At 68.2% G+C, this 10,826-nt stretch carries 10 protein-coding genes, 1 tRNA gene and 1 pseudogene; 6 read left to right on the top strand and 6 right to left on the bottom strand.

Annotated features, from left to right (window positions below; translation table 11 throughout):
* Both JWN97_RS02765 and JWN97_RS02760 read right to left on the bottom strand, forming a co-directional pair.
* The coding region (locus JWN97_RS02765; RefSeq protein ID WP_297617856.1) for a hypothetical protein at positions 1–432 on the bottom strand (432 nt) is incomplete at its 3' end.
* 26 nt (positions 433–458) lie between these two features.
* Positions 459–1,502 (bottom strand): ABC transporter ATP-binding protein, encoded by a 1,044-nt coding sequence (locus JWN97_RS02760; protein ID WP_297617853.1) that lies wholly within the window; start codon positions 1,500–1,502, stop codon positions 459–461.
* Between JWN97_RS02760 and JWN97_RS02755 the strand changes: the two genes are divergently transcribed.
* Complete coding sequence (locus JWN97_RS02755; protein WP_363321244.1) at positions 1,417–2,403, top strand: GntR family transcriptional regulator; 987 nt, start codon at positions 1,417–1,419, stop codon at positions 2,401–2,403. The genes JWN97_RS02760 and JWN97_RS02755 overlap by 86 nt on opposite strands.
* A 31-nt stretch (positions 2,404–2,434) precedes the next feature.
* Here JWN97_RS02755 and JWN97_RS02750 read toward each other — a convergent pair whose 3' ends face one another.
* The gene (locus tag JWN97_RS02750) at positions 2,435–3,175 is read right to left on the bottom strand and encodes a PIG-L deacetylase family protein (protein ID WP_297617850.1); all 741 of its coding nucleotides are present in this window, start codon (positions 3,173–3,175) and stop codon (positions 2,435–2,437) included.
* On the opposite strand from JWN97_RS02750, the pseudogene JWN97_RS21175 reads away from it, so the two are divergent.
* A pseudogene (locus tag JWN97_RS21175) lies at positions 3,096–3,548 on the top strand (hypothetical protein); the annotation flags it as partial. The gene JWN97_RS02750 and the pseudogene JWN97_RS21175 overlap by 80 nt on opposite strands.
* A 23-nt stretch (positions 3,549–3,571) precedes the next feature.
* Complete coding sequence (locus tag JWN97_RS02745; RefSeq protein ID WP_297617847.1) at positions 3,572–3,727, top strand: hypothetical protein; 156 nt, start codon at positions 3,572–3,574, stop codon at positions 3,725–3,727.
* Between the two features lie 4 nt (positions 3,728–3,731).
* Here the strand turns inward: JWN97_RS02745 and JWN97_RS02740 are convergent, their stop codons facing one another.
* Positions 3,732–5,021, bottom strand: a complete 1,290-nt coding sequence (locus JWN97_RS02740; protein ID WP_297617844.1) for a DUF1501 domain-containing protein — start codon at positions 5,019–5,021, stop codon at positions 3,732–3,734.
* A gap of 1 nt (position 5,022) precedes the next feature.
* On the bottom strand, positions 5,023–6,423 hold the full coding sequence (locus JWN97_RS02735) for a DUF1800 domain-containing protein (RefSeq protein ID WP_297617842.1): 1,401 nt from the start codon (positions 6,421–6,423) through the stop codon (positions 5,023–5,025).
* A gap of 159 nt (positions 6,424–6,582) precedes the next feature.
* Between JWN97_RS02735 and JWN97_RS02730 the strand changes: the two genes are divergently transcribed.
* Together JWN97_RS02730 and JWN97_RS02725 are read left to right on the top strand one after the other, a co-directional pair.
* Positions 6,583–7,539 carry a GNAT family N-acetyltransferase gene (locus JWN97_RS02730; protein ID WP_297617839.1) on the top strand — a complete coding sequence of 319 codons (957 nt, stop codon included), beginning with the start codon at positions 6,583–6,585 and terminating at the stop codon, positions 7,537–7,539.
* A 12-nt stretch (positions 7,540–7,551) separates the two neighbouring features.
* Positions 7,552–7,628 (top strand) — tRNA-Ile (locus tag JWN97_RS02725).
* Positions 7,629–7,701: 73 nt separating this feature from the next.
* Here the strand turns inward: JWN97_RS02725 and JWN97_RS02720 are convergent.
* Complete coding sequence (locus JWN97_RS02720) at positions 7,702–8,913, bottom strand: site-specific integrase (RefSeq protein WP_297617836.1); 1,212 nt, start codon at positions 8,911–8,913, stop codon at positions 7,702–7,704.
* A gap of 254 nt (positions 8,914–9,167) precedes the next feature.
* Here JWN97_RS02720 and JWN97_RS02715 point away from each other — a divergent pair.
* Positions 9,168–10,826 (top strand): site-specific DNA-methyltransferase (locus tag JWN97_RS02715; protein ID WP_297617833.1); only part of this gene is annotated, 1,659 nt, incomplete at its 3' end.

Here is a 10,826-nt window from a genome sequence, read left to right as displayed (position 1 = left end):
CTCCTTCACGTAGCCGGGCGCACCGGCCTTGCGGAAGAGCGGCAGCACGTCGTCGGTCCACAGCGGGACGTCGGACACGGGGACGGGCTTGAAGAGGTTGTTGCCCTGGATCGGGCCGACCCACTGGGCGTTGGGCTCCAGCACGTCCAGCTGACGGTAGGCACCCTGGGCCCACTGGACCTGCATGTTCCCGACCGTGTCGGCCTGGCCCTGCATCACCTTGCCGGTCTTCTTCTTGAAGCCGGCGAGAATGCGCGGGTCCGTGGTCAGGCTGAGGCCCAGGCTGCGTGCGGATCCGGCCGCCGACGACCCCGAGCCGCTCGACCCGCAGGCCGCGAGGAGGGCGCTGCCGCCTCCGAGCAGGACACCAGCTCCGAGCGTCGCGCCGACACCGCCCTTGAGGAACGAGCGCCTTCCGAACTGTGCTTCCATGGCAGATCTCCTGTCAGTGACGCGGGTCAGCGCGTGTGGTGGTTGTCGATGAAGTGCAGCTCGCCGGGGCGGAGCCAGATGGGATAGCGGTTCCCGAGCTCAGGGGCCACCGACTGGGTGGCGCGTGCGGAGACGTCGATCGTGATGTCGGAGCCGTCGGCGCTGGTGAACCACGACACGCGGGCGCCGGTGTACTCCAGCGCCTGCAGCTCGACCTCGGCGCGGTGGGGGTAGCCCTCGCCGGGGTGGACCGAGATGGCGTCCGCCCGCAGGACGGCGGTCGCCGGTCCCGCGGCCCAGGGCGTCGCCAGCGGCAGCTCGCCCAGCGCGCAGGAGAAGGTGCTCCCATCGGCGCTGACGGTGCCGTCGAGGATGTTGTTGCGACCCACGAACTCGGCCACGTGCCGGGTCTGGGGCCGCTCGAAGACCTCCTCGGGCCGTCCGACCTGCTCGATGGAGCCGACGTTCATGACCACGACGCGGTCGGCGATGGCGAGCGCCTCGCTCTGGTTGTGGGTGACGTGGATGAACGTCAGGCCGAGGTCGCGCTGCAGCTGCTTGAGCTGCGACTGCATCGCGAGCTGGAGCTTGGCGTCCAGCGCTCCGGTCGGCTCGTCGAGGAGGACGACACGGGGCCTGGTGATCAGTGCCCGGGCGATCCCCACGCGCTGCTGCTGGCCGCCCGACAGCGTGGTGACGCTGCGGTGCTTGAAGGCGGTGAGCCCCACGCGCTCGAGCATCTCGTCGACCCGCGTGCCGATGTCCCGCTTGGACACCTTCCGCAGCTTCAGGCCGTACGCGATGTTCGCCGCGACGTCCATGTGCGGGAACAGCGCGAACTTCTGGAACACCATCCCGAACTCGCGGCGGTGGGGCGGGACGGCGGTGATGTCCTTGCCGTCGAAGCTGATCCGGCCCCCGCTCGGCGACTCCAGGCCGGCGATCATCCGCAGCGTCGTGGTCTTGCCACAGCCGCTGGGGCCGATGATCGAGAGGAACTCCCCGTCGTGGACCTCCAGGTCCGTGGGGTGGACAGCAACGGCGTCGCCGAACACCTTCTCGACGGACATCAGCTCAAGTTGTGGTGCCGACAACGGGTCCTCCTGGTTCGCGCGCTCGACGTCACAGCGGTTGCTTGACCATAGACTTTGTTCAACGATCCGGCAATGGTCTTGTGCAACAATCTTTGGAATGCGACGGCTCAATCGACCGACAGGGGTGGAGACCATGACAGATTCGGCTGACTGGACCACAGCACTCGTATCTGCGCGACAAACGCTTGTGCGCGCCTCCACGGCCGAGAGAGTCGCCGACATCCTTCGCGACATGGTGATGGAGGGCCGGGTCCTGCCAGGCGCGAAGCTGGCCGAGGATTCCATAGCGGATGCGCTCCAGGTCTCGCGCAACACCCTCCGTGAGGCCTTTCGCCTGTTGAACCACGAGCGGCTCGTGGTCCACGAGCTGAACCGCGGCGTCTTCGTGCGCCTGCTGACCGAGGCCGACGTCGTCGACATCTACCGGATGCGCCGGACCCTCGAGGGAGCCGCCCTCCGGTTCTGGGGCGAGTCGGCCGATGCCGGCCGCGCGGCGGCCGTCTCGCACGTGCGCTCGGCCGTGACCACGGGCGTCGCTGCGGCCGAGCGGGGGGACTGGGACGGCGTCGGAACCGCCAACATGCACTTCCACCGCTCGATTGCCGCGCTGGCCGACAGCACCCGGATCGACGAGATCATGAGGCAGCTGCTGGCCGAGCTCCGACTGGTCTTCCATGTGATGCCGACCGTTCGCGACTTCTACGAGCCATACCTGGGCGACAACGAGCGCATCGCGACGCTGGTGGAGGCTGGGCGCAGCGAAGAGGCTGTCGCCGTGCTCCTCGACTACCTCGACCGCGCCGAGGACCAGCTCCTGCGTGAGTTCGCGTCGAAGGCCGGCCGGCGTTCCGCACAGGCCGATCCCGCCAGCACCTGACTGACCGCCCCGGCGGGCCGTCGCTGAGGGATCAGCCCCAGCCGAGCGGGAACACCTCGAAGGTCGCCGCGTGGGTGACGCCGAGGCCCTGGCCGCCGCCGCGGAGAATGCCGTCCAGGAACTCCTCGGGGTCCCAGCCCTCCCAGCGCAGCCCCTCGATGTAGGCCCGGTGCTCCTTCAACGAGGCCACGCCGGCCTGGAAGGTGTCGGTGACGTCCACGGCGTGCGTGGCCTGCGGTGAGGAGCCCGACCACACGGCGCGCACGCCGCCCCACGGCTCGACGTCGTCCGTCAGCTGCTCGGGGAAGATCCACCGGTTCCCCGCATCACGTACGGCGTCCAGCAGGGCCCTGCCGACGGCGATGTGGTCGGCCTGGTTGAGGTTGGTGCCACCGAAGGTCTCGCGGAAGTTGATGGTCATCGCGATGTCCGGCCGGTGCCGACGCACCACCTCCGCGATCGCGCGCCGCAGCTCGACGCCGTACTCCAGCGTCCCGTCGGGCAGGCGCAGGAACTCGACCTCGTCCACGCCGACCACCCCGGCCGACGCGACCTCCTCGGCCTCGCGCAGGGGGCCGCTCTCGTCGGGGTGGATCCCGTCGATGCCGGCCTCGCCGCTGGTCACCATGCAGTAGACGACGCGTTTGCCCTGCCCGGTCCAGCGCGCCACGGCGGCGGCGCCGCCGTACTCGATGTCGTCGGGGTGCGCGACCACGAACAACGCGGTCTCCCAGTCCTCGGGGAGGGGCTCGAAGCTCGGTGGCGTGGGCATGGTGCGAGCATGGCACTCGGGATGTTGTGTAGTGAAGTGGGTGACTTGCTCATATATCGTCGCGGGCCATGACCTCGATCGCTCCCACCCGTCGTGGCTTCCTTTCGCTGGAGGTCGCGCGCACCGAGCTGACGTGGCCGTGGAACACGACCTTCTACCGGATGACCGGTCCCCAGTGGCCCGCGGACTCCTCGCCCCTCACGGTCAACACGGTGCGCTCGGCGTGGGAGCTGGCCCGCGACGCCGTCCTGCCGTCCCGTCCCGTCCGGTCACGCTCACCGGTCGCTCCTGGAGCGGCGCCGGCCGCATCGCCCGGGTCTCGGTCAGCCTCGACGGCCAGGCCTGGCGCCCGGCCGTCCTCGACCGCAGGTGTCGCGAGGACCAGGGCTGGACCCAGTGGTCGGTGCGCTGGGCAGGCCGCGTCCCGGTCGTCAGGAGCTGCTGGCGCGCGCCACCGACGAGCACGGTCGCACCCAGCCGCTCGAGGCCGCGTTCAACACCCAGGGCTACTTCTTCGACGCGGTCGTACGCCACCCCGTCCGGGTCGTGTGACCCGTCAGGCCATGACCCCGACGGTCTGCGGGGCGAAGCCCGGGAAGACCTGCGCCACTGAGACGCCGAAGCGCCGGGTCACGACCTCCGTCAGCACGCTGCGGTAGTCGGTGGTGACGAGCAGGTCGGAGTCGAGGGAGTCGGTGAGCCCCGGCCACGAGCCGTAGTACTGCCCGCCCTTCACCCCGGCGCCGGCCACGAACATCACGTTGCCGAAGCCGTGGTCGGTGCCGTAGTCGTCGTTCTCCTTGACCCGTCGGCCGAACTCGCTGAGCGTCACCAGCGTGACCCGGTCGGCGGCCGGTCCCAGGTCGGCGAAGAAGGCCGCGATCGAGCTGGCCAGGTCGCCGGCGTTGCGCAGCATGTCGCCCCACTCGAGCGTGCCGAGGTCGGTGTGCATGTCCCAGTCGCCCTGGTCGACGGTGATCACCTCGGCACCGACGCCGGAGCGCACGATGCGCGACACGTCGGACAGCGCCTTGCCCAGCTCGGTGCCGGGGTAGGCCGTCGCGGGGGTGCCGGCGGGGAGGTCGCGCGCGGCACCGAACGTCTCCGCGCCGGCGATCGCGTCGCGCACGGCCTGGCCCATCAGGCCGTTGGCCTTCCACGCGTGCTTGAGGGAGGCCAGGCGTCGGCCGTCCTCCTCGGTGCCGGCGACCTTGGCGTCGTTCACCCGGTCGACCACGAAGGCGGGGTTGGTCCCGAAGAGCGAGGTCGGGATCTGGTTGCCCATGGCCGTGCCCTGCAACGGCGACGCACCGGGGAGCTCGCCGAGGAGCCGGTTGAGCCAGCCGTTGCGTGCGGTGGAGCCCGGCGCCGCGTCCTCGATGGCCTCCATGGCCGCGAAGTGCGAGCGGTTGGGGGTCGCCATGCCGGTGGCGTGGACCGCCGCGAGCTGCCCGGCACTCCACATCGGCAGCAGCGGCGCCAGTGCCGGGTGGAGCCCGAACATCGCATCGGGTGCCAGCAGCGCCGTGTGCGGTACGCCGATGCGCGGGCGCGCGGCGTAGTAGGCGGGGTCGCCGTGCGGGACGACCAGCGAGAGCCCGTCGGCGGCGCCGCGCAGCGACAGCAGCACCAGCACCGATCCGGTCGTCGAGGCCAGGCGGGACGCCGGGCGGCCGGTCACGGCGTACGCCCGGGGCCCGGAGCCGCCGAGCCCAGGTCCGAGGGCGATCGCGCCACCGGCGAGGGCCGTGCCGAGCACTGCGCGGCGGCTCAGCAGGGTGCGGGCCTGGTCGTAGTCGGGGCAGCCGCAGGAGCGGGAGGTCGGGGTGGAGCCGGGAGTCGTCATGTCAGCACGCCAGGTGGTCGGGGGAGTCGAGGACAGCGGCGAGCAGCCGTGGGAAGCCCCATTGGTAGAGGCCGTGCTCGCGGTCGATCTTTTCCTTGGTGCGACAGCCGGTGGCCAGGCACGCGGTCTCGATCAGGTTCTTGGTGGCCGGGCGGTGGAGCAGGTCACGGCTGACCTCGTCGACGAGGTCGCCGAACCTGACGGCCTTCTTCGCGGGCACCCACCGGCTGGGCTTGCGGTAGTGCAGGTCGACCGTGGGCCACCAGCCGCCTGCCATCGACCAGTGCATGCTCATCGAGCCGAGCGCCCGCGCGGGAGAGGCCCAGATCTCGTTGGCCACGGGGGAGCCGTCCGGGCGCGGCCACGCGTGCGGGGAGAGGCCCAGGCCGGAGGCCTGCCACAGCATCGCGTAGACGCCGGAGTCGTCCCCGCTGGGCCTGTCGATGCCGACCCCGAGCGCCCGGTAGGTCGCGACCACGTCCTCGCTCGGGTCGCGGAGCTTCGCGCCGGCCGAGGAGCGGAACTCCTTGCTGGCCACGAGCGCGCGGAGCACGGGCACGATGGCGGTGTCGTTCTTGAGGTAGACCTTCGCGAGCCTCCTCACCAGCGACTGCGGCGGGTCGTCGCGGACGAACTTCGACGCCAGGCGCTCGGCGACGTGGTGCGCGGTGTCGGGGTGGTGGGCGAGGTAGCGGAGGTACTCCCGGGTGACCTCGCGGCCGTCGCCCTTGCGGTTCTTGTGGCTGAACCCCCGGACCTGGACCCGCCCGGTCCAGTGGTCCTCCTTGACGTACGACGCCGCCCAGGACTCCCAGAGGTCGACGTGCCAGCCGGTGAGGATGCGGGCGGAGGCCTTGACGTCGTCCTCGTCGTAGTTGCCCGTGCCGAGCGTGTGCAGCTCGAGGAGCTCGCGCCCGAGGTTCTCGTTGGGCGCCCGCTTGGTCGAGGTGGCCGCCGACAGGAAGATCAGCATCGCCGGGTGGGTCGCGGTCTCGGCGAGCATCTGGTCGAAGCGCCCCAGGGCGTGGCGGCGGATCGTGTCGCCGTAGTCGACGCGCCAGGTGAAGTGGGCGTCGCCGCTCACCGGCACGTGGAGCATGGCCTCCCAGAACTCGGTCATCTTCTCGAGCACAGGACGGCGGGTGCGGATGCGCCGGACCAGCAGCCAGCGGCCGTAGTCCTCCATGACCTGCCAGCCGCCGCGGACCTCCTTGACCTGGCGCTGCCACAGGTCGGACGGCTTGCGGTCGAGGTCGGGCCACCACCGGCGCACCTCGTCGGCGTCCCCGTCGGGGAAGGCGCCGGGCCGGGTGAGCTGCTTCTCGAACCACGCCGACGCGCCACCCTCACGGCGTACGTCCTGGGCGAGCGCGGCGTCCACCCCGTAGCCGAAGCGCGTCACCAGATGACGCTGCGCAGGGGGCAGCAGTGCTGCACGATTCCTTGCCACCGAGGTCCTCCCGTCCCGAGACGCGCACTACTGTCGCACGCCGCGCGCCGGGTGCGAAGACGATGCACGTAACCGGTTGCCCCGGGCGTGACGGGTGCGATCCCATGCGGCGTGGACATCGAGGAGCTCGACACGACCGACCCCGCCGCCCGACGCACCTGGTTCGAGGTGATGGAGCGGGCCGTGCGGGCCGACCGGCCGCACGCACTGGTGACCACGCTCGGCGCCGTCGAGGTCACCATGACCTCGCCCAGCACCTACTTCGCCCGCACCTGGCTGCAGGCCACCGTCGGCGGGACGGTGGTGGGGACCGCGGAGCTCGAGCTCCCGCTCAACGAGAACACCGACGTGGCCTGGGCGGAGGTCGACGTCCTGCCCACCCACCGCCGGGAGGGCATCGGTCGCGCGCTGTGGCAGGCGGTCGAGCAGCGCGCGAGGGCGGCCGGTCGCACCAGGGTCGGGGGAGAGGTCACCGTCGACCTGGCCGTCCCCGGCGCCGGCCTCGCGTTCGCCACGGCGCTGGGCGCGCGGGAGAAGCACCGCGAGGACCACCTGCTCGCCGAGCTGCCCGTCGCGGCCGCCCCGATCGACCCGGACTACGAGCTGGTCACGTGGCAGGGGCGCTGCCCCGACGAGCACCGCCCGGCCTACCTCGCGATGCGCAACCAGATGAACGCCGACGTCCCGACCGGCGAGCTCGACCTGGAGGCCGAGGTGCTCGACGACGCCCGCCTCGCGGCGTCCGAGGAGCGGCTGGGCAGGGCGTACGACGTCCGCGTGGCCGCCGCGCGCCGCCGCTCCGACGGCACCTTCGGGGGCTACTCCCTGCTCTTCGTCCCACACGGGGCGGACTACGGCTGGCAGGACGACACCCTCGTCATGCCCGAGCATCGCGGCCACCGCCTGGGCGCGGCGCTGAAGGCCGCCAACTACGCCGGCCTGCCGCAGCACATCGGCCTGGTCCACACCTGGACCGCGCCCACCAACACCGCCATGCACCACACCAACACGGCCCTCGGGTTCCACGTTGTCGAGCACATGCACGAGATGGAGGCCGTCATCGCCTAGGGTGCGCCCCGAGGGGCGGTAGCTCAGTCGGTCAGAGCAGAGGACTCATAATCCTTGGGTCGTGGGTTCGAGCCCCACCCGCCCCACCAAATATGGCGCTGACCTGGGAAGATGCTAATCCCCAGATGCATCGGAGCGCGCGATACCCTAGAAATTCCCTACTTACACCGCGTGCTGCGTGGGCTGTGCGATCGGCAGCACCATGACGGACGCCGCCCGCGTTGGCGTCCCCGTCCGGCCAAGGTAGTTTGCTGTGACGTTGGTGTCGGCGTGTCCCAGCTGATTGGCAATCTCCGCGAGCGCAGCGCCGTTGGCGTCCAACCACGTGGCTACCGTGCGACGGAACGTGTGTGTGCCCGCCCATGGCACACCTGCCTTCGCGAACACTCGTCGGAGTGACTTGCTGACGTTGTTCCGGTCCCTCGGCTGTCCCGCCTTACTGGCGTAGCGCGTCACACCGAACACGAGTCCCCGTGTGCCATGGAGCGAGGCGCGCTGGCGCAGCCGCTCGCACAGGTCGTCGGCCAGGGTGAGCACCCGGTCGGCGTTCTCAGTCTTGGTGCCTCGCACCCGAACCGTCCTCGCGTCAAGGTCCACGTCGGACCATGACACGTAGCGCAGGGCCTCCGAGATACGTACGCCGGTTCCGAAGAGGAACGCGGCGATGTCGGCAATGTCAGCGGCACTTGCCTCCGCAACCTCCATTACCGCTGACACTTCCTCAGGGGTGAACGCTCGCCGGGTGTCCAGGTGGCGTTTGCCGCACTCGTAGTCGCATTCCTCATCGGTGCACTTCCGGTCCCCGACGCTGCCCGCCTTCGAGCCGGGCATCTGCACACGGTGCATGACGCTGGCAGGGATCGCCCCACGCCGTTCAGCGAGGGACAGCACGCCTCCCAGCACCTTGCGAGACTGCTTGGCAGCTGTCTCGCCGCGGTTGTCTGCGATATCGGCGAGCCAAGCCTCAATCCTGCTCACGTCGTTGGCCTTCGTCAGCGGGAGGTCCGCCAGGACGCTCCCTGCGACACAGCGGCGCACATAGCCCTCATAGTCGTAGATCGTCTGGGCGGCGAGCGGCTTGCCCCTCGTTTTTTGCCGACGCTTCCACTCGAGCCAAACGTCAGCCGCACGGCTCACGGTCGTGTCATGCCGCAGGGACTCATCCCCGCCCCGATGGTCAGTGCGGGCGCTCTGCACCTTGCTCTGCAGCGAACGTCGAGCGGCCGCCTCAGACCGTCCGCTCGCCGTGACCTCGCGGCGCTTGCCGTTGCCGTCGTTGAAGTAGCCACGGGCCTGCACCTGACTCGCCAGCGTCGGATGAGGCGTCATCGTGATCTTGCCTAGGGTGTAAGGCGGATTGGCTGGACGAGCCATTGATCGGTTCCTCTCGATGCAGGGGGATGCCCGGGACCATACCGGATAACTGGGGAATAGTACACGGCGTTCGATGGTCGTCACTCTCGGGGGCCGCGGTGCCTCTGGCGCGACTGAGGCGGCTCACCGGTTCCCGGGGGCGCTTGAGCACTCTGGACCGTCACGAAGGTGCAAGCCCGTGTCGGTGGCCTTGCATATGGTTGGCTTGCGAACAACGCGCACCACGACGGGAGTTCTGGGCAGTGACAGCTGGTATGGGGGATGCAGCCCACGAGTCTGATGGGACAACGGCAACCGAAATCGGTAAAGGCCTGTTTCTGCACTGGGAAGGCAGAAGAAACTACCGCACCAAAATGCCAGCACCCCGCGTGTTGGAGCCGGTCGAAGATCTTTCGTTTGGCGAGCCCGACGGTAATCGAGTGATCGAGGGCGACAACCTACAAGTGATGGTGTCGCTAAGAAGCCAGTATCGAGCAAAATTCGATGCCGCCTACTTGGATCCGCCTTACAACACTGGGCGAAACGACTTCCGCTACTCAGACCGGCGCTTTCATGATCCTGACGCTGACTCGGACGATGCATTTTATGTCAGCAGCGAAGACGGTGGGCGACACACTAAGTGGTTGAACTTTATGGGTCCGCGGCTGTTCCTCGTCTGGGAGCTGTTGGCCGACCATGGCGTCTGCTTTGTTTCGATCAGCGATGCCGAACTATTCCGCCTCGGCATGCTCATGGACGAGATCTTTGGCGAACGAAATCGGCTAGGCGTCATAGTGTGGCAGGGGAACGTTGACGGCAACCCGACTCGAATCAGCACCGGCCATGAATATATTCTTTGCTACGCGAAACGCGTCGAGTCAGTCCCGAGCGTATGGACCGGAACGAGTGAAGCGAAAGCCTGGATGCTGGACCGTTTCGCCGAATTGCGATCGAACGAGCCAGACGCCTCAAAACTGCAGGTCTTGTGGCAAAAAGCGATCAAAGATCAGATCGCGGCTCATTCCGCATCAGTCGCTGAAGGGGGTGACCCAACCGTTGACCTCGGGGACACTTTGCCCAAGTATAAGTTCGTGGACGCGGTTGGCGCGTACGCCTCGAACCGGGACGTCCATGGTTCAGAGAAGGGACAATACTTTTACGACGTGCCCCATCCGAGCAATGGCAAGCCTTGTAAGCGTCCACCTAGTGGCTACCGATTTCCCCCGGAGCGAATGGCACAGCTGCTCGACCAGGAACGAATAATTTTTGGGCCCGACGAACATCGGCAGGTTCAGATCAAGAAGTACCTGGCCGAAGTGCAGCCACCCCTGCGCGGTCTGCTAGAGATAAACTCTGCGCGCGGACTATCTACGCTCAAGCGGTTGTTCCCCGAGGGGGAGCAAAAGTTCATTCACCCCAAGCCGGTTGAACTCATCAGTCAATTGCTAGACTTCGCAACCGACAACGATGCCTTAATCTTGGACCCCTTCGCCGGATCAGGTTCCACAGGACATGCTGTGATGCGATTGAACGCCGGGGACGGCGGAACACGTCGTTTCGTGCTTGTCGAAGAAGGGACCCCTGAGGATCGCTATTGTCGAACTCTGACGGCACCGCGTTTGCGAGCCGCAAGCGAACAGGAATCGCTTCCCGTCGCTTTCTCGTTTGAAGCCACCGGAGAACGAATCGACCGGGATGCAATTCTGCAACTGGAACGCGAAGCGATCACGAATCTGATCATTCAAACCGACATTACAGGCTCGGGACGTGGGCTTGGGCGTGTAGGGGGCAAGTACTTGATCGGGCGGAATCTCCGAGGCGAGGGCGTAGCCCTGTGCTGGGACGGGCGGCACGATTCGACCGTGGATCGCGACGTTCTGCGCGAGATGTTCAGGGAAGCCAAGGCTCTGAGCCTGGCTAAGCCGCTCCGTGTC

This window comes from Nocardioides sp., from assembly GCF_025965415.1.
Lineage (GTDB): Bacteria > Actinomycetota > Actinomycetes > Propionibacteriales > Nocardioidaceae > Nocardioides.
This window is presented reverse-complemented; position numbering and strand designations above follow the sequence as displayed.